Raw genomic sequence first — 19073 nt, forward strand, 5'->3', positions numbered from 1 at the left:
GCGGGTCCGAGCCGCGCCGGGACAAAGCGTGATTGTGGCAGGCCGCGCGCCATCGGGCGAGAGGCAATGCGGGCAAATCCGCGCTGGCCCCCGCCCCGCGCCGTCCTCTGGCTCCTCCGGGCGCCTTGACGTACTGCAACAACACGGCGCGACTGTTCGTGGTATAAACCGGCCACACTAAAAACCGCCCTCGGGCTCGTTCGATGCAGCTCGGCTTCTACATCATCATGGCTGCGCAGTTTTTTTCCGCGCTTGCCGACAATGTCCTCCTGATCGCCGCCATTTACGCCCTGCGGGAAATGTCCGCCCCGCAGGAGTACGAGCCATTACTGAAGCTGTTCTTCACCGTTTCCTACGTCGTCCTCGCCGCCTTCGTCGGCGCCTTTGCCGATTCCATGCCCAAGTGGCGGGTGATGTTCATCAGCAACGGCATCAAGATCCTCGGCTGCGGCCTGATGTTCTGGCATGTCCATCCCCTGCTCGCCTACGCCGTGGTGGGCCTGGGCGCCGCGGCCTACTCGCCGGCAAAGTACGGCATCCTCACCGAATACCTCCCCCACCGCCTGCTGGTGGCGGCCAACGGCTGGATCGAAGGCCTCACCGTCGGGGCCATCATCCTCGGCACCGTGGTCGGCGGACTACTCATCCAACCGACCATCGCCGAAAGCCTGCTGTCCTTCGACATGCCCCTGATCGACACACCGGTGGACACCGTCACCGAGATGAACCTGGTGGTGGTGGGGGTGCTCTACCTGGTGGCGGCGATCTTCAACCTCTACGTGCCCGACACCGGCGTCGACCACAAGCCGCTCAAGAAGAACCCCTTCTTCCTCGTCCATGAGTTCGGCCATTGCCTGGCCCTGCTCTGGCGCGACCGCCTGGGTCAGGTGTCCCTGGCGGTGACCACCCTGTTCTGGGGCGCCGGCGCCACCCTCCAGTTCATCGTCATCAAGTGGGCCGACGCCGCCCTGCACCTGGACCTGTCAAAGTCCTCCATGCTCCAGGGCGTGGTGGCTGTCGGCGTGGCCGCCGGGGCGTCCATGGCGGCCAAGTGGGTGACCCTGCGCAAGTCGGTGAAGGTGATTCCCCTGGGCATCGCCATGGGGCTGATCGTCATCGTCATGAATTTCGTCACCTCGGTCGTGGTGGCAGTCCCCCTGCTGGTGATCATCGGCGCCCTGTCCGGCTTCTTCGTCGTGCCCATGAACGCCCTGCTCCAGCACCGGGGCCACATCCTGATGGGCGCCGGCCATTCGATCGCCGTGCAGAACTTCAACGAAAACCTGTCGATCCTGGTCATGACCGGCATCTACGCTCTGATGATCCGGGCCAACCTGTCGGTGTTCACGGTGATCGCCGTGTTCGGCCTGTTCGTCGCCGCCGCCATGACCCTGGTGCGCTACCGGCACACGCTCAACCAGCGCGCCCACGACGACGTGGCCCATCTGGACGACACGCCGCATTAAGACGGAGAATTAGGACAAACAAGAATCCCCACGGAGACTGGCTTTGTCCGAACATCCCCCCTGGCCCCGCCGCCTGAGGGATAGCGTCGTCATCGCCGCGGCCTATTTCGGCCTCGGCCTGCTCACGCTGCACTTCTTCGCCGGTCACGGCACCTTCCCCGTTCCCGTCTGGCTGCCGGCCGCAGCCGCCATCGTAGCCGTCATGCTGCGCGGCGCCGCCGCCGTGCCGGCCATCGCCCTCGGCACCTTCCTGTTCAACCGCCTGGTGCTGGACGCGCCCCTCGCCATCTGCCTGGCCCTGGCCTGCGGCAACAGCATGGCCCCCTACCTGGGCTGGCGGGCGATGCGCCGCCTCGACCCCTCTCCCTACATCTTCGCCCGGCGCCGGACGGTGGCCGCCTTCGCCCTGGGCGGCGTCGGGCTGCACGGCCTGCTGGCCAGCCTGGTCGGCGCCACCGCCGTGACCGCCGGCCAGGGCGTGGACGCCTGGCTTCACACCCTGCTGTCCTGGTGGCTGTGCGACACGGCCGGCGCCCTGATCGCCGCACCGGCCCTGCTTGCCCTGCTCCAGCCCGAACCGGGCGGCATCCGGCACTGGCAGGGCTTCGTCCGGGAACGGCCGGTGGCCGCCCTGGCCCTGCTGTCCCTGGCTGCCTTCTTCTTTCTGGTTTTGCCGGGGCGGGACGGCACCCTGGTGGGCCTGCCCTTCCTGCTCACCTTCCCGGCCCTGTGGCTGGCCTGGCGCCATCCGCCCCGCTTCGTCCAGCCCCTGCTCGCCCTCACCTGCGCCATCGCCCTGGCCGGCGCCCTCTCCCACCGCGGCGTGTTCTATTTCGGCCCGGCCAGCCTGCCCCTGGAAACCACGGCGCTGATGGCCATCTCGCTGATCTTCGTCGCCCTGGTGGTGGGCGCCATGGCCACCGAGCGGCAGCGGGCGGCAATGGCCCTGCGCGAGGCCAACCGCAACCTGGTGGCCCGGGTCGAGATGCAGTCACGCAAGCTGCAAACCTCGGAGCAAGTGTTCGAAACCGTGGTGCAGACGAGCCCCGACGCCATCCTGGTGACCAATCTGGAAGGCACCATCAGCTTCGCCTCGCCCCAGGCCAACCTACTGTTCGGGCTGTCCCCGGACGTGCTGCTCGAAGGCCTGACCTTCTGCCAGTTCCTCACCACGGACACCCGGGCCCTGTGGGCCAACCAGCTCTCGGAACTGATCGCCGGGCGGACCCCGCCGCCCCTGGAGCTCACCGCCGTCGCCCCCCAGCGCGCCGACTTCTCGATCGAGGCCAACGGCCGCCTGCTGCGGGACGGCCAGGGCCAGCCCCGGGGGGCGGTGGTGGTGGTGCGCGACGTGGAAGACCGGCGGCGCCTGCAACGGGAATTGCAGGACAATGAGCAGCGTTTCCGCATGCTCGCCGAAACGGCCCCCTTCGCCCTGGTGTTCGCCCGGGCCGAAAACGGCGAGATCATCTTCGCCAACCGGGAGGCCCAGCGCCTACTCGGCGTCGACGTCCCCGCCGGCACCGCCTTCACCCCGGAGTTCTACGCCGACCCCGAGGAACGTAGCGAGATCATCGCCCAGCTGATGCAAAAAGGCGCCCTGGACAACCGGGAAATCCGCCTCAAGGACCGCCACGGCCGCACCTTCTGGGCCATTTTCTCGGCAGTGCTGTCCTCCTACAGCGACGGCCCGGCCCTGCTCATCAGCATCAACGACATCACCGCGCGCAAAGCCCTGGAACTCACCCTGCGCCGCCAACTGGAGGAAATCCGCGCTCTCCAGGCCACCCTCCAGGACCAGGCCCTGCGCGACGGCCTGACCGGCCTGTTCAACCGCCGCTACCTGGACGAGACCCTGGAGCGGGAACTGGCCCGGGCCGCCCGGGAACGCACCCCGGTCAGCGTCATCATGCTCGATATGGACCACTTCAAGCGCCTCAACGACCGCTACGGCCACAAGGCCGGCGACACGGTGCTGCAAAGGCTCGCCGAGATCCTGCGCGACGCCTGCCGGGCCAGCGACGTGGCCTGCCGCTACGGTGGGGAGGAATTCGCCCTGATCCTGCCCGGCGCCACCCTGCCCACCGCCCTGGAACGGGCCGAGGCGATCCGCCGCCAGGTAGCGGAGCTGGCCCTGCCGCCGAGCCCCAGCCAGGGTACGGCCGACAACGCCATCCGCTGCACCGTCTCCCTCGGCGTGGCCACCTATCCAGAGCACGGCGGCAACGGCGAAACCCTCATCCAACAGGCCGACCGCGCCCTCTACGCCGCCAAGGGCGCCGGGCGCAACCGCGCCGTGGGCGCGCCGCCCCTGAGCCTGCCCGGCCCGGCTGCCCATCCGGCCCTGCCGCTGCTCGACTGATCCGTCCCCGCCCCATGACCGCTTCGCTCCTGCCGCCCCCGCCCTCGTTCCGGCACGGCCTGGCCAACCTGATGGCCAGCCTGGCCGGCGCCCGGGGCCATGCCGGCCTGCCCTGCCCGCCCCTGCCCGAGTTGCCGCCGGCCGACCTGGCCCCGGCGCGCCATCTGGTGCTGCTGGTGGCCGATGGCGTGGGGGAGGCCCAACTGCGCGCCCACCTGCCGGGCGGCCTGCTCGACCGGGCGCGCATCGCCACCCTGGAGTCGGTTTTTCCCAGCACCACCGCCAGCGCCGTCGGCACCTTTCTTACCGGCCTGCCGCCGGGCCAGCACGGCCTGACCGGCTGGCACGTGTGGTTCTCGGCCATCGCCAGCCAACTGGCGGTGCTGCCCCTGGCCCGCCGCGGCATCCGCGGCCCGGCGCCGGAAGCCGAGGACTGGGCGCAACGGCTGCTCGACGCCCCGCCCCTGGCCGACCGCCTGCCCTGCCCCATGGAGATCGTGTCGCCGGCCTGGATCGTGGATTCGCCCTTCAACCGGCGCCTTTCCGGCCGGGCCAAGCGCACCGGCTACCGGGCCCTGCCGGAGATGTTCGCGGTCATCGAAACGGCGCTGCGCGCCCCCGAGCCGAGCTACATCTACGCCTACTGGCCCGACTTCGACAGCAAGGCCCACGACGCGGGCCCCGACGGCCCGGCAGCGGTGGCTGCCCTGCATGAACTGGAACGGGAACTGGCGGCTTTCCTCGGCCGCGTCCAGGGAACGGACGCCACCCTGCTGGTCACCGCCGACCACGGCTTCATCGCCGCCCCGGCGGAACGCCTGATCGACCTGGGCGGCGCCCCGGAGCTGGCCGCCCTGCTGGCGTGCCCCCTGTCCGGCGAGCGGCGGGCCGCCTACGCCCACCTCAAGCCCGGTTGCCGCGAAGCTTTCCGCGCCGGCATCGAGGCCCGCTACGGCCACGCCCTGTGGTGCGTCGACAGCGACAACCTGCTGGCCGACGGCTGGTTCGGCCCGCCCCCCTACCACCCGGACCTGCGCAACCGCATCGGCGACCTGACCCTGCTGCTGCGCGAGGACTGGACCCTGCGCGACCGGCTGCCCGGGGAAGACGATTACCGCCTGGCCGGCATGCACGGCGGCGTCAGCACCGCCGAGCGGGAGGTGCCGCTCTGCCGTTTCGACCTTTCCCGCTTCGACCTTGGCGCAGGCGCAAATCCACGATCTGCACCCGGACGCTGAAACGGCGATGGACCTGCTCATCCCCCATCCCGAAGGGCTGACGCCCAAGGAAGCCGTCGCCTGGCAGTGCCAGCAGGCGCCCCGGGTCGAAACCGAGGATCGCCTGCCGCCCCTGGCCGAACTGACCCGGGTCGCCGGCGTAGACGTGGGGTTCGAGGACGGCGGCAAGACTACCCGGGCGGCGGTGGCGGTGCTGTCCTTCCCGGACCTGCAACCGGTCGAGCAGGCGGTGGCCCGGCTGCCCACCGGCTTTCCCTACATCCCGGGGCTACTGTCGTTCCGCGAGGCCCCGGCGGTACTCGCCGCCCTCAACCTGCTCCACACCCTGCCCGAAGTCCTGCTGGTGGATGGCCAGGGGCGCGCCCATCCGCGCCGCTTCGGCCTGGCCTGTCACCTGGGGGTGGTCACCGGCCTGCCGGCCCTGGGCGTGGGCAAGACCCGGCTCACCGGCAGCCATGCCGAGCCCGGGCCGAACAAGGGGGACTGGGCCCCTCTGCGCGACAAGGACGAGACCATCGGCGCCGTGCTGCGCACCCGCCCCGGCGTGGCGCCCCTGTTCATTTCGGTGGGCCACCGCATCTGCCTGGACACGGCCATCGCCCTGACCCTGGCCTGCACCCGGCGTTATCGCCTGCCGGAAACCACCCGGGCCGCCCACAAGCTGGCCTCGGGCTAGTCCGCTTCATAGCGGGGCCGGCTCCGGCCCCAACCCTCATAGGCCCGCCCGTTCAGCCCGCCTCGGCGGTCAGCAGGATTTCCTCGCCGCCAAAGCGTACCCGCTGGCCGGGTCGCAGCTTGGCCCGCTTGCGGCTTTCGACCTGGCCGTCCACCTCCACCAATCCTTCTTCCACCGCCGCGTGGGCAGCACCGCCGGAGTCCACCAGGCTGGCGGCCTTGAGCAGTTGGTCGAGCTGGATGTAGTCGCCGCGCACCGGAAACGTGATCATGAAAATGCCTTTTGAATAAAATGAACAATCGACGAAAAATCGGCCCGGATTACAGCTCTGACTACGGCCCGGGCCGGTTCGCGGGCTGGATTCTCCCCCTTCCCGCCTTGATGTAAACCAAACGGACGACAAAAAACCCCGCTACACTTTCGGGCTTGCCCGTGGATCATCCCCACTGCCGCGCTCCGCGCTCGCGCAGGACGACTTCAAATACCGCCATCATGTCCTCCCGACTCCTTCCCGTGGCCGATCTCGGCCAGCAGATCTGGCTCGACAACCTGACCCGTCGCCTGCTCGATTCCGGCGAACTGGCCAGCTTCATCGACGACGACGGCATTGCCGGGGTGACCTCCAACCCGGCCATCTTCTACAACGCCCTGACGAACGACCCGGCCTACCAGAATGCCCTGGCCGAGCTGCGCCCACGCCTGGCCGATCCGGAGGCCCGCTTCGAGGCCCTGGCCCTGCCCGACATCCGTCAGGCCTGCGACCTGTTCAAGGGCGTCTACCTGGCTTCCGGCGGCAGCCAAGGCTTCGTCAGCTTCGAAGTCTCGCCGCGGCTGGCCCACGATGCCGCCGGCACCGTCGCCGCCGCCAAGCGGCTGTGGCAGGAGATCGGCCGGCCCAACGCCATGATCAAGATCCCAGCCACCGCTGCCGGCCTCGACGCCATCGAAGCGGTGATCCACGCCGGCATCAACGTGAACGTCACCCTGATCTTCTCCAACCGGCAGCTCCAGGCGGTCCAGGCCGCCCACCGGCGCGGCCTGGAGCGGCGCCGCGCCGAAGGCCTGGCCCTGAACGGGATCGCCTCGGTGGCAAGCGTCTTCATCAGCCGCATCGACGCCGCCGTGGACAGCCGCCTGCCCGCCGAACTGCAAGGCAAGACGGCCATTTCCAGCGCCAAGATGGCCTACGCCCGCTGGATCGAGGACGTGCGCTCCACCTTCACCCCCCTGGCCGAGAAAGGCGCCCTGCCCCAGTGGCTGCTGTGGGCCTCCACCTCCGCCAAGAACCCGGCCTACCGGGACGTGGTGTACGTGGAAGAGCTGATCGGCCCCCACACCATCAACACCGTGCCGGACGCGACCCTGGCCGCCTTCCGTGACCACGGCGAGGCCGAGGCCCGCCTCACCGACCACTGGGTGGAAGCCCGCCAGGTGCTCTCCAAGGTGGCCGCCGCCGGCATCGACCTGGACCAGCTCGGCGACGAGCTGCAACAGGCCGGCCTGGCCCAGTTCGACGAGGCCTACGCCAAGCTGCTCGAACTGGTGGCCTGAGCGGAACGCTTCTGCCCCCGGACGCCCGGCCTCGCGGCCGGGCGTTTGCGTTTCGGGCGGGCGCGGACGCAACAGGCATCACGGACGCCGCGCCGGAGAGCAGCGCATAGGTAGTGGCACATCTCGCTACGCCGGCCCCCCTACGCCGCCATCCCCGCCAGGGGCGGCAGGCCGTGGCGACGACGGGCCCGGGCACAGGCCTCGTCGGCGATGCCCAGGGCGGCGAAGGGATTGAACTCGCGGCACGGGCTGGGACGCTGCTCGTAGATGGAGCACTGCACCGCCTGGCCCACCTCGCCGCACAGGGCCGCGCAGCGCCCCAGGTGCTCGTCGGTGCCCTTCATGCGCAGCAACGAGCCGATCAGGGGCTCGGCCAGGTGCCGGGGCACCCCTCCGACGTACCCCATCCCCCCGCCTTCGGCCTCGGCCTTGTGGAAGTCGACACGAAAGGCGGCGCAGCAGGCGCCGCACTGCTGGCAGGGGTTATCCGGAAGGATGGCGGACGAAAGGGATTCGGAATCGGACACGGCGGACAGCCAGGAAAAAAACGGGGCAAATTGTAGAGCAGCCGGCCATCCGGCGCAGCAGGGTCGGTGCCCTGCCTGGCAAGGTGGCCCCTGTTTGGGCAGGGCCGGTTTTTCCGGGCCACTTTCAATAGTCAAATTCAATAAAAAAACCAAAAATAATAGCAATACCGCAAATATGGCAGGATCAAGCCCTTCCGGACCATGCCGCGTGCCGCACAAATAACGCCAATCCGCCGGCTATAGGACAAAGTACCTATTGGCATCGCCTGATCCGGCAATTCCCCCACTTCATCCATGGGAATAGGCTCACAACCGTATTCATCACAGGACGTCGTTCCATGGACACCCCGTTCAACCTGCGCCGTTTCGCCACCTCTCCGGTGGTCGCCGGCCTCGCATTTTTAGCCCTCGGCCTGGGCGGCCTGCTGGCCCACCAGGCCGGTGCCACCACCGCCCCAACCTCCGCCGCCGATCCCGATCTGGTCAAGCGCGGCGAGTACGTGGCCCGCCTGGGCGACTGCATCGCCTGCCACACCGCCCCCCAGGGCAAGCCCATGGCCGGGGGCCTGGAGCTGAAAACGCCTTTCGGCACCATCTACTCGACCAACATCACCCCGGACGCCAAGACCGGTATCGGCAACTACACCTACGAGCAGTTCGACCGGGCCATGCGCAAGGGCGTCACCGCCGATGGGCACAACCTCTACCCGGCCATGCCTTATCCCTCCTACGCCAAGATGAGCGAGGAGGACATGCGCGCCCTGTTCACCTACCTGCGCCAGGGCGTGCCGGCGGTGGACCAGGCCAACCGTCAGAGCGAGATGAAGTGGCCCTTCAGCATGCGCTGGGGGCTATCGCTGTGGAACTGGGCCTTCCTCGACGCCACGCCGTTCAAGGCCGACGCTCAGAAGGACGCGGTGTGGAACCGGGGCGCCTACCTGGTCCAGGGCCTGGGCCACTGCGGCTCCTGCCACACCCCCCGGGGCATCGCCTTCCAGGAGAAGGCCATGAGCGAGGCCGGTAGCAAGGGCAAGCACTACCTGGCCGGCGAGACCGTGGAATCCTGGCGCGCCCTTAGCCTGCGCGGTCTGTGGACGGTGGAGGACACCACCCTGTTCCTCAAGACCGGGCAGAACCGCTTCGCCACCGCCTCCGGCAACATGGCCGACGTGATCCACCACAGCACCCAGCACGTCAAGGACGACGACCTGGTGGCCATCGCCACCTACCTCAAGTCCCTACCCCCGGGCGAGCACGAACTGCCGGCCCCCAGCGTGCCGCGCAGCGAAGTGGCGGGCAAGGTGCCGGACAACCTGTTCACCTCCCGGGGCGGCCTGGCCTATGTCCAGTTCTGCGGCGACTGCCACCGCCAGGACGGCGGCGGCGTGAGCAAGATCTTCCCGCCCCTGGCCGGCAACCCGGCGGTAACGGCGAAGGAGCCGGCCACCCTGCTGCACATCACCCTGACCGGCTGGAAAACCGCCTCCACGGCGGCCCATCCCCGGGTATTCACCATGCCCGGCTTCGCCCGCCTCAACGACCAGGAACTGGCCGAACTGCTGACCTTCGTCCGGGCCAGCTGGGGCAACGGCGGCGAGGCGATCACCGCCTCCCAGGTGAAGAACATGCGTGCCGAGGTGGTCAAGGAAGACCCCAAGGCCATCGACAACAGCAAGTTCGAAACGCCGCGGCTGGCCGACATGCTGGGCAAGCCCAACGCCACCCAGCTGGTGCGCGGCATGCGCCTGCACCTGGAAACCCGCGATCTGCTGCCCAACAACGTCGGCGACCAGCTCAACTGCACCAGTTGCCACCTCAACGCCGGCACCGTGGCCGACGGCTCGCCCTTCGTCGGCGTCTCCGCCATGTTCCCCAGCTACGCCCCCCGGGCCGGCCGGGTCATCACCCTGGAGGACCGCATCAACGGCTGCTTCAAGCGCTCCATGAACGGCAAGCCCCTGCCCGTGGATTCGCCGGACATGAAGGCCATGGTCGCCTACTTCGACTGGATGAAGGGCGCCACCAAGCCCGAGGACAAGGTGCCCGGCCGGGGCGTGGGCAAGATCGATCGCTCCCTGACGCCCGACCCGGACAACGGCAAGAAGGTCTATGCCGCCCAGTGCGCCATCTGCCACGGCGAAAACGGCGAAGGGCTGAAGTCCGCCGACGGCAAGATGGTCTATCCGCCGCTGTGGGGCGACGAGTCCTTCAACATCGGCGCCGGCATGGCCCGCACCTACACCGCCGCCGCCTTCGTCAAGCGCAACATGCCAATCGGCTTCCACAACAACTTCCCCCTGGGCCAAGGCGGCCTGTCGGACCAGGAAGCCCTGGACGTGGCCGAGTACTTCAGCCACCAGCCCCGCCCGGACTTCCCCGAAAAGGTGAAGGACTGGCCCAAGGACAAGAAGCCGGCGGATGCCCGCTACTGAGCGCTGAAAAGCACGTTCGCGGCCCGTCCGCGCAAAGAAAAAGCCCGGGAGGAAACTCCCGGGCTTTTTGTTGTGGAATCACAGACAACACCGCTAGTCGGCAAGGCGCCAATCGCTCACCAAGGAAAGGCGAAGCGCTTCCGATGCAGGGAGCCCAGAGACGCAGGGAACGTGGAGAGAAGCGGGAGAACTTCGTGTCGATCTTTATTCGTTTCCCTGCATCCTTCGCGCCTCTGCACGCTCTGCGCTCAAAGCGCTCGCTTCGGCCCCTCCTCAATACTTTAATTTTTTTAATGTTTCCGGATGACGAGATAGCCAAACTCTAGAACTGGCGCGGACCTTCGATTATCCACCGGCTCGATACATTAATTTTTTTCATGTATCCCAACAGGAGCGCGCAATGTCGCCCGGGTGAGCCAGCCCACCGGGGTCGCGGCGGAGTCGCACGAGGTTAGCGGCGGTGGCGGCGCTGAAAGTCGGCCATGAAGCCGGCCAGTTCTTCCACCTCGGCCACCGTCAGGGCGTTGTAGATCGAGGCGCGGATGCCGCCGATAGAGCGGTGCCCGGCCAGGCCGGTGAAGCCGGCGGCCTGGGATTCGGCGAGGAAGGCCTGCTCCAGGTGCACATCGGGCAAGGAGAAGGCCACGTTCATCAGCGAGCGGTCGGCCGGGGCGCTGCGTCCCCGGTAGAAGCCGTCGCTGCCGTCCAGGGCGCAGTAGAGCAACCCGGCCTTGCGCTGGTTGATGGCGGCCATGGCGGCGACGCCGCCGATCTCGCCCAGCAGCCAGCGGGTCACCAGCAGCACCACGTAAATGGCGAACACCGGCGGGGTGTTGAAGTTGGAGTGGGCCTGGGCGTGGCTGCGGTAGTCGAGGAATCCGGGCAGATCCTCCGGTGCCTTGCCGATCACCTCGTCGCGCACCAGCACCACGGTCACCCCGGCCGGGCCGATATTCTTCTGGGCGTGGGCATAGATCAGGGCGAACTGGTCCACCGGGCAAGGCTGGGAGAGAAAGTCCGAGGACATGTCGCACACCCGGGGCACGTCGTCCCGGCCGAGCAGGCGGTGGAACTGGAGGCCCTCCACGGTCTCGTTGGAGACGTAGTGCAGGTAGGGCGCATCGGCGGCAAAGTCCAGCTCGCCATCGCTGGGCAGGCGGCCGAAGCCCTCCCCTTCGCCGCTCCACAGCACCCGCAGCGGCCCCTCGCGGCGCGCCTCGGCGATGGCCTTGCCGCTCCAGTAGCCGGTGTGCAGGTAGTCGGCTGGCACCTGGCTGCCCTGCATCAGGGTCAGCGGCACCATGGTGAACTGCTGGGTGGCGCCGCCTTGCAGGAAGAGGATGTGGTAGCCCGCCGGCACGCCGAGCAGGCGGCGCACGTTGTCCTCCAGCTCGGCCACCACCGCGGCGAACCAGTCCGAACGGTGGCTGATGCCGAGCACGGACAGGCCGACGCCGGGAACGGCGTCGATGGACTCCCGCACCTGTTCCAGCACCGATTGCGGCAGGGCGCCGGGCCCGCCGGAGAAATTGAGGCGATTGCGTGGGTTCATATACAGCGGAGGCAGCAGGAAGGGTCGGCCCCTCCCAGGGGAAAGGCCGGGAAGAAAATCCCGGCGAAAAAATGAGGCGGTGGCAATACCCGCTCAGCGGGACGGCGCTGCCAATGCTTCAGCGGCGCGGCGCACCAGATAGTCGCGCATGGCGTCCCGGGCGCGGAAGATGGTCTCCGGCTTGTAGGGGAACATGTCCACCGGGTCCATGGCATGGACCACCATGGCGTGGTCCACCTCGAACACCAGCAGCCCGCCGGCCACTTCGGCACAGTCGATGCACACGTAGTCGAGCCCGACCCGCCGGGGGATGGCCTCCAGGGCCGTGCGGTGACGGGCGGCGAAATCGGCGAAGTTGGCCATGAACGCCGCCTCTTCCTCGCGCTTGGCCGCGTCCTCGTACATCTGGGCATTGACGTAGTGGACCATCCAGCGCGACGACACGGCCATGTGGGAGGCGAAGGGCTGCCCATCCACCAGGGCGATGCGGAACTTGCGAAACAGGCCGTCCGGGCCGCTGTAATCGACGAAGGGCGAAATGAACAGCTGCTCGTCCCGCACCCGGACCAGATAGTCCACCAAGGCGCCGGAATCCTCGATCTTTTCCAGGTCGTGGCCCGCGTGAGAGCCCAGGGGGCGCAGGATCACCGGGTAGTCCCAGCCGGGCAGGACCGCCCCCAGGCCGCTGTCGCCCGTGGCGGCGGGCAGCAGGTCGGCCCGGGCGATGTTGCGGGTGGGGGGCATGACCACTCCGTCCAGGCCTTGCAGCAGGTCGCTGGCGGTGTTGCGTGCGGTATTGAGGATGCCCCGGGGCGGATTCACCACCGGCCGGGGCCAGGCGGCCAGGCGGGGTTCCAGGGCTTCCAGGGCGGCCCGGCTGGCGTCGAACAGGCCCACGCCGACCACCAGCAGGTCGTGGTCCGGCACCGGCTCGGGCAGGGGATCGCCGTCCAGGGCCACGTAGTAGTACTCGATGTCGATGTCGCAGTCTTCGAGCAAGCAATCCAGGGGCGTGTTGACCGAGATGTCCCCGGGGGCCACCAACATCAGCACCCGCAAACAGGCCGGCTGGCGCAGGGCGGGCAGGAAGTAGCGGCGGGTGAGCGCCAGGGCCAGCCCCTGCACGGCCAGGCCCGTGTCCTGCTTTTCCAGGCAGAACAGGGCCGTGGCCAGGTTCATCAGCAGGTTGGGATCGTCGCCGCCCTGCTGGGCCTGTTCCAGCATCTGTTGGGTGATGGGGCCGATGTCCGCGGCAGCCAGGTTCATGCGCAGGAAGGGTGCCAGGCCGTAGAACGGGGTATGCCCCTGGGCGGAAGCGGCGGGTGAGGCTTGGGAGGACGGAGTCACAGAATCGAGGTAGTCACGATAAAAACAGGGCAGGCACCAAAATGGCGCCTGCCCTCAAGTTGTTGCAATGAACGATTGTCATCCCGGGGAGACCGGCGGGAAGCAGGATTAGCGCGTTACCCCACCCACTTGCGGGCGTTGCGGAACATGCGCATCCAGGGGGCGTCCTCGCCCAGGCCGGCCGGCGCCCAGGACATCTGCACGGTGCGGAAGACCCGCTCCGGGTGCGGCATCATGATCGAGAAGCGGCCGTTCGCCGTGGTCACCCCGGTGATGCCGGCGGGCGAACCGTTGGGGTTGAGCGGGTAGGTCTCGGTGACCTGGCCGCGGCTGTCCACGTAGCGCATGGCGGTGAGCGCCTTGGCCTGGTCGCCAGCTTGCTCGAACACCGCCCGGCCTTCGCCGTGGGACACCACCACCGGGGCCACGGTGCCGGCCATGCCGGCGAAGAAGATCGAGGGGGATTCGGGGATTTCCACGGTGACGAAGCGGGCCTCGAACTGCTCCACCCGGTTGCGGTGGAACAGGGGCCAGTGCTCGGCGCCCGGGATCAGGCCCTTCAGCCCGCTCATCATCTGGCAGCCGTTGCACACGCCCAGGGCGAAGGTGTCGTCCCGGTGGAAGAAGGCGGCAAACTCGTCGCGGCAGCGCTCGTTGAACAGGATGGTCTTGGCCCAGCCCTGTCCCGCACCCAGCACGTCGCCGTAGGAGAAGCCGCCGCAGGCCGCCAGGCCCTTGAAGTCGGCCAGGTTGACGCGGCCGGCGACGATGTCGCTCATATGCACGTCCACCGCGGCAAAACCGGCGCGGTCGAAGGCCGCCGCCATTTCCACCTGACCGTTCACCCCCTGCTCGCGCAGGATGGCAATCTGGGGCCGGGCGCCGGTGGCGATGTACGGCGCCGCCACGTCCTCGCTCGGGTCGAAGGGCAGCTTGACGAACAGGCCGGTGTCTTCCTTGTCCAGAATGCGGTCGTATTCGGACTGGGCGCATTCCGGGTTGTCGCGCAGGCTTTGCAGGCGGTAGCTGGTCTCGGACCAGGCCCGGTGCAGGTCCACCCGGTTTTCCGAGAAGATCGGCTTGGCGTTGCGCACCACCCGGACCTGGTCCCGGTCATTGGGGTAGCCGATCAGCATGTAGCACTGACCCAGGCCGGCCTCGCGCAGACGGGCGGTGACCTTCTCCCGATCGGCACGGCGGATCTGCACCACGGCACCCAATTCTTCGGCGAACAGGGCGCGCACCTGCATTTCCATGGAGCGGCCGTCCATCAGCTGGGGCTTGCGCTCGTTGCCGTCCACGTCGTGCATGAGCGGATCGTAGGCCAGCAGGTCGGTGTTCAGCGTCACACCGCAATGGGAGGCGAAGGCCATTTCCGCCACGGTGGCGAACAAGCCGCCGTCGCCGCGGTCGTGGTAGGCCAACAGCAGGCCGTCCCGGTTGAGGGCCTGGATGGTGTTGAAGAAGGTCAGCAGCAGCTGGGGGTCATCCACGTCCGGAGCATCGCTGGCGGTGGCGTTGTACACCTGGGCCAGGGCCGAACCGCCCAGGCGGTTCTTGCCGGCGGACAGGTCGAGCAGCAGCAGTTCGGTTTCGCCCTGGTCGAGTTTGAGTTGGGGCGTCAGGGTACGGCGCACGTCGTCCACCCGGGCGAAGGCGGTGACGATCAGGGACAAGGGGGATACCACCTGTTTCTTCTCGCCCTGGTCTTCCCAGGCGGTGCGCATGGACAGGGAATCCTTACCCACCGGAATCGACACGCCCACCGACTGGCACAACTCGGAGACGGCCTGGACGGTATCGAACAGGCGGGCGTCCTCGCCGGCCACGCCGCAGGCGGCCATCCAGTTGGCGGACAGCTTGACCCGCTTCAGCTCGCCCACGTCGGCGGCGGCCAGGTTGGTCAGGGCCTCGCCGATGGCCATGCGGCCCGAGGCGGGAGCGTCGAGCACCGCCACCGGGGTGCGCTCGCCCATGGCGAAGGCTTCGCCGGCGTAACCCTGGAAACTCATCAGGGTGACGGCCACGTCGGCCACCGGCACCTGCCAGGGGCCGACCATCTGGTCCCGGGCGGTCAGGCCGCCCACGGTGCGGTCGCCGATGGAGATGAGGAAGGTCTTGTCGGCCACCGCCGGCAGGCGCAGCACCCGGTAGGCGGCGTCCTTGAGGTCGATGGCGGTGGGATCGAAAGGCGTAGCGGCTGCCTCGGCGTGGGCCACGTCCCGGGTCATACGCGGCGGCTTGCCGAGCAGCGCCTCCATGTCCATGTCCACCGGATTGTTGCCGAAGTGGCTATCCACCACCTTCAGCTGGCCGTCGCCGGTGGCCTCGCCGACCACGGCGTAGGGGCAACGCTCGCGCTCGCACAGGGCGGCGAAGTCGGCCAGACGCTGCGGCGGGATCGCCAGCACGTAGCGTTCCTGGGATTCGTTGCTCCAGATTTCCGCCGGGCTCATGCCCGGCTCCTCGATCTGCACCTTGCGCAGCTGGAAGGTGGCGCCGACGCCGCCGGAATGGGCCAGTTCGGGGAAGGCGTTGGACAGGCCGCCGGCGCCCACGTCGTGGATCGACAGGATCGGGTTGTTACCGCCCATCTGCCAGCAGCGGTCGATGACCTCCTGGGCGCGGCGCTGGATTTCCGGGTTGCCGCGCTGTACCGAGGCGAAGTCCAGGTCTTCGGTGTTGGCGCCGGCGCTCATCGAGCTGGCGGCGCCGCCGCCCAGGCCGATCAGCATGCCCGGCCCGCCCAGCTGGACGAACAGGGTGCCCACCGGGAAGGTCTCGGCCTTGAACGACTGCTCGGCCTGGATGCTGCCCAGGCCGCCGGCGATCATGATCGGCTTGTGGTAGCCCTTGACCTCGCCGCCGACCTTCTCTTCGTAGGTGCGGAAATAACCGGTCAGGTTGGGGCGGCCGAATTCGTTGTTGAAGGCGGCGGCACCGATCGGACCCTCGATCATGATGTCCAGGGCGCTGGCGATGCGGCCGGGGCGACCATAGGTGCTGGTGGCCGCTTCCCAGGGCTGTTCGGCGCCGGGGATGTTCAGGTTGGACACGGTGAAACCGCACAGACCGGCCTTGGGCTTGGAGCCGCGGCCGGTGGCCCCCTCGTCGCGGATTTCCCCGCCGGAGCCGGTGGCGGCGCCGGGGAAGGGGGAGATGGCAGTGGGGTGGTTGTGGGTCTCGACCTTGGTCAGGATATGGGTCGTTTCCTCGGAGTAGGCGTAGGCGCCGCCTTCCCGGGGATAGAAACGGGGAATGGTGGCTCCCTCGATGATCGAGGCGTTGTCGGCGTAGGCCATCACCGTGCCTTCCGGCGCGGCCTTGTGGGTGGCCTTGATCATGCCGAACAGGGTCTCGTCCCGGGGCGCGCCGTCGATCACCCAGGCGGCGTTGAAGATCTTGTGCCGGCAGTGTTCCGAGTTGGCCTGGGCGAACATCATCAGTTCAACGTCGGTCGGGTTGCGCCCAGCCTTGGTGAAGATGTCGAGCAGGTAGTCGATCTCGTCCTCGGACAGGGCCAGGCCCAGGCTGCCGTTGGCCGCTACCAGGGCGGGCCGGCCGCCGGCCAGCACGTCCACCGTAGCCAGGGGCTTGGGCGCCACGTGGGCGAACAGGGCGGCCACATGGTCGAAGCCGTCTAGCACCGATTCGGTCATGCGGTCGTGCAACAGGGCCACCACCTGCTGGCGGGTGGCGGCATCCAGGTTGCCCCGGGCGCTGACCCGATAGGCGATGCCGCGCTCGATGCGCTTCACCCCGGCGATGCCGGTGTTGCGGGCGATGTCGGTGGCCTTGGACGACCAGGGGGAGATGGTGCCGATGCGCGGCGTGACCAGGATCAGTTCCCGCTCCGGCAGCTCGTCCGCCGCCACCTCGCCGAGTAGTTGGGCCAGGCGCCCACGGCCATCGTCGGCCAGGGGCCCTTCCAGTTCGACGAAATGCCAGAAGTCGGCGGCGAGGCCGGTGACGGCCGGCACCGAAGCGGCCAGGCGGTCCTTGAGGCGTTGCAGGCGGAAAGCGGAGAAGGCGGGGGCACCGCGCAGGAGGAGAAGGTCGGCCATCGGAGATGTCACTGAAAGGCGGCGAGGCGCCGCCGGCCGGGGAAAAACGGGGGCCGGGCGGACGCCACAGGGGCAAAAACCGGATTATACCGGAGGAACGGGCCCCTCTCGGCCCCAGGCGCCCTCTTCCGCCGCTTCCGCCGCTTCCGTTGCCGCACCCGTCGCGCTTTCACCGCCGCTTCCTGCACTCCCGCCGCTGCCATCGCCCTTCCATGCTTCCGGCGACGACGGCGGCGCATCAGTCCTGCCGCGTTTTCTCCCGCTGCGGAAAAAGCAGCACGCCGTCGGACAGGGCCACCCGGTTGCGTCCGGCGAACACCGCCGCCCCCAAGGCCACCTTGGCCCGGCGCAACAGGGCCTGGCCATCCCGGTCACGGTGCTGGAAATGGGTGACGCCGACGCTCACGGTAAAGCGCAGATCTCCCAGGTCGCTAGGCAGGCAGAGACGGGCCGCCCCTTCGCAGATGCGGGTCGCCGGCGTACTCGCGCCGTCCGAATCGACCCCCGGCAGCAAGGCGGCGAACTCGCATTCCCCCAAGCGCCCCACCAGGTCGCTGTCGCGCAATTCCTGCCGCACCAGGGCCGCAAGCCGCACCAGCAGCCGGTCGGCCATGTCCTCGCCATAGGCGTCGGCCAGGCGGTTGAAAAAATCCACCTGGAGGCAGATCGCCGCCACTGGCTGCTCATAACGGCGAAAGCGGCCGTACTCCCGCTCCACCGCCTCGGCGAAACGGCTGCGGCCAGCCACACCGGTAAGCAGATCCATGCCCCCCGCTTCCCGCAGCCGCCCGGCCAGTTCGCGGTACAGGTGCTGCTGACGCAATAGCGCCGTCACGAGCAACGCCAGGGAAGCGGCCGCCAGCAGCAGGGTCGCCGCCAGCACGGCATGCGCCGCGCCGGGCACCAACCCATCGCCGCCGGCCAGCAGTCCGGCCAGAAGAGCCAGGGCCGCTACGCCCAGCCCCAGGGCCACGGCGCCCCGGCGGCGCAGCCAGGGCGGCAACGCGGCGAAAGGCTCGACCCAGGCCAGGGTGCCGGCCAACCAAGACGGCACCCAGCCGGGCCGCCGCCCTGCCCTGCCTTGCCCGCTTTCGCCCAGGGCCATCGCCCCCGGGCCCGGATGCCCATTCCCCATGACCGCGCTCCCGCCCCCTACTCGGGGCCTTGGGCATTGGAACTCCCAAGCGCGACAAAATTCATTTCGAATTCATATTCCGCCGTCCCGCCTCGCCCTTCACGCCGTTCCGGGACGGGGGCAGAATGGCGCCCCGCCGTTCGCCGGCGCCCTCACCCTCCTACTTTCCCGCGCAATCATGGTGCAACAGATCACTCCCCAGCAGCTCGACGCCCTGTCGGCCCAGGCCCAGGCCTCTCCCCGCCGCCGCGCCAACCTCAACCTGCACCCCCGGCTGGAAGACCCAATCCAGCGCCTGGCCATCGCCATGGAGCCGGACACCTACGTCCGCCCCCATCGCCACCCCCATACCTGGGAACTGCTCTACCCCCTGCGCGGCCGCTTCGTGGTGCTGCACTTCGACGAGGCCGGCACGGTGACGCGGCGCAGCGTGCTGGGCGAGGACGCCCTGACCCTGGAAACGCCGGCCGGAGGCTGGCACGCGGTGCTGTCCCTGGACGTGGGCGGGGTGATCTTCGAGGTCAAGCACGGGCCCTATCAGCCTATTCTCGACGCGGACTACGTGTCCTGGTCGCCGTCGGCCGACGCCCCGGCCGATGCGGTGAACGCCACCCTGGCCTGGTACGCCACGGCCCAGGTGGGTGACACCCTGCCCCGGGACTGATCGGTCCAGGACAGGCAAAAGGAAAAAGCCCAGGAAAAAGGGGAAAAGCAGAAACAGGG

Annotated in this window: 13 protein-coding genes; 7 read left to right on the forward strand and 6 right to left on the reverse strand. The window is 68.6% G+C overall.

Annotated elements, in window-relative coordinates:
• Nucleotides 1-203: 203 nt before the first annotated feature.
• From lplT to nfi, 4 genes are read left to right on the forward strand one after another with little or no spacing between them, the layout of a single operon-like run.
• Nucleotides 204-1466 (forward strand): lysophospholipid transporter LplT, encoded by a 1263-nt coding sequence (gene lplT, locus V7Z98_RS01315; protein ID WP_293261471.1) that lies wholly within the window; start codon nt 204-206, stop codon nt 1464-1466.
• A gap of 43 nt (nt 1467-1509) precedes the next feature.
• A complete protein-coding gene (locus tag V7Z98_RS01320; protein ID WP_334156690.1) occupies nt 1510-3828 on the forward strand; it encodes a diguanylate cyclase in 2319 nt (772 codons plus the stop codon).
• A 14-nt stretch (nt 3829-3842) separates the two neighbouring features.
• The gene (locus V7Z98_RS01325; RefSeq protein WP_334156691.1) at nt 3843-5066 is read left to right on the forward strand and encodes an alkaline phosphatase family protein; all 1224 of its coding nucleotides are present in this window, start codon (nt 3843-3845) and stop codon (nt 5064-5066) included.
• Between the two features lie 7 nt (nt 5067-5073).
• Entirely contained in the window at nt 5074-5742 is a 669-nt protein-coding gene (gene nfi / locus V7Z98_RS01330; RefSeq protein ID WP_334156692.1) for a deoxyribonuclease V, read from the forward strand.
• 52 nt (nt 5743-5794) lie between these two features.
• Here the strand turns inward: nfi and V7Z98_RS01335 are convergent, their stop codons facing one another.
• Nucleotides 5795-6013, reverse strand: a complete 219-nt coding sequence (locus tag V7Z98_RS01335) for an RNA-binding S4 domain-containing protein (RefSeq protein ID WP_293261483.1) — start codon at nt 6011-6013, stop codon at nt 5795-5797.
• 221 nt (nt 6014-6234) lie between these two features.
• Between V7Z98_RS01335 and tal the strand changes: the two genes are divergently transcribed.
• Nucleotides 6235-7293: a transaldolase gene (gene tal / locus V7Z98_RS01340; RefSeq protein ID WP_334156693.1), complete on the forward strand. Its 1059-nt coding sequence runs from the start codon at nt 6235-6237 to the stop codon at nt 7291-7293.
• A 140-nt stretch (nt 7294-7433) separates the two neighbouring features.
• Here the strand turns inward: tal and V7Z98_RS01345 are convergent, their stop codons facing one another.
• Nucleotides 7434-7820, reverse strand: a complete 387-nt coding sequence (locus tag V7Z98_RS01345; RefSeq protein WP_334156694.1) for a YkgJ family cysteine cluster protein — start codon at nt 7818-7820, stop codon at nt 7434-7436.
• A gap of 338 nt (nt 7821-8158) precedes the next feature.
• Between V7Z98_RS01345 and V7Z98_RS01350 the strand changes: the two genes are divergently transcribed.
• Nucleotides 8159-10252 (forward strand): c-type cytochrome, encoded by a 2094-nt coding sequence (locus V7Z98_RS01350; protein ID WP_334156695.1) that lies wholly within the window; start codon nt 8159-8161, stop codon nt 10250-10252.
• Between the two features lie 451 nt (nt 10253-10703).
• Here V7Z98_RS01350 and V7Z98_RS01355 read toward each other — a convergent pair whose 3' ends face one another.
• The 4 genes from V7Z98_RS01355 to V7Z98_RS01370 all read right to left on the reverse strand — a co-directional run bounded on the left by V7Z98_RS01355 (nt 10704) and on the right by V7Z98_RS01370 (nt 18269).
• On the reverse strand, nt 10704-11804 hold the full coding sequence (locus tag V7Z98_RS01355) for a phosphoserine transaminase (protein WP_334156696.1): 1101 nt from the start codon (nt 11802-11804) through the stop codon (nt 10704-10706).
• A gap of 93 nt (nt 11805-11897) precedes the next feature.
• The gene (locus V7Z98_RS01360) at nt 11898-13151 is read right to left on the reverse strand and encodes an ATP-grasp domain-containing protein (RefSeq protein ID WP_334156697.1); all 1254 of its coding nucleotides are present in this window, start codon (nt 13149-13151) and stop codon (nt 11898-11900) included.
• Between the two features lie 116 nt (nt 13152-13267).
• A complete protein-coding gene (gene purL / locus V7Z98_RS01365; RefSeq protein ID WP_334156698.1) occupies nt 13268-17215 on the reverse strand; it encodes a phosphoribosylformylglycinamidine synthase in 3948 nt (1315 codons plus the stop codon).
• Between the two features lie 238 nt (nt 17216-17453).
• Entirely contained in the window at nt 17454-18269 is an 816-nt protein-coding gene (locus tag V7Z98_RS01370; protein WP_334156699.1) for a GGDEF domain-containing protein, read from the reverse strand.
• Between the two features lie 259 nt (nt 18270-18528).
• Between V7Z98_RS01370 and V7Z98_RS01375 the strand changes: the two genes are divergently transcribed.
• Nucleotides 18529-19014, forward strand: a complete 486-nt coding sequence (locus tag V7Z98_RS01375; protein WP_334156700.1) for a WbuC family cupin fold metalloprotein — start codon at nt 18529-18531, stop codon at nt 19012-19014.
• The last annotated feature ends 59 nt before the right edge of the window (nt 19015-19073 follow it).

The organism is Oryzomicrobium sp., assembly GCF_036820405.1.
Taxonomy (GTDB): Bacteria; Pseudomonadota; Gammaproteobacteria; order Burkholderiales; family Rhodocyclaceae; genus Oryzomicrobium.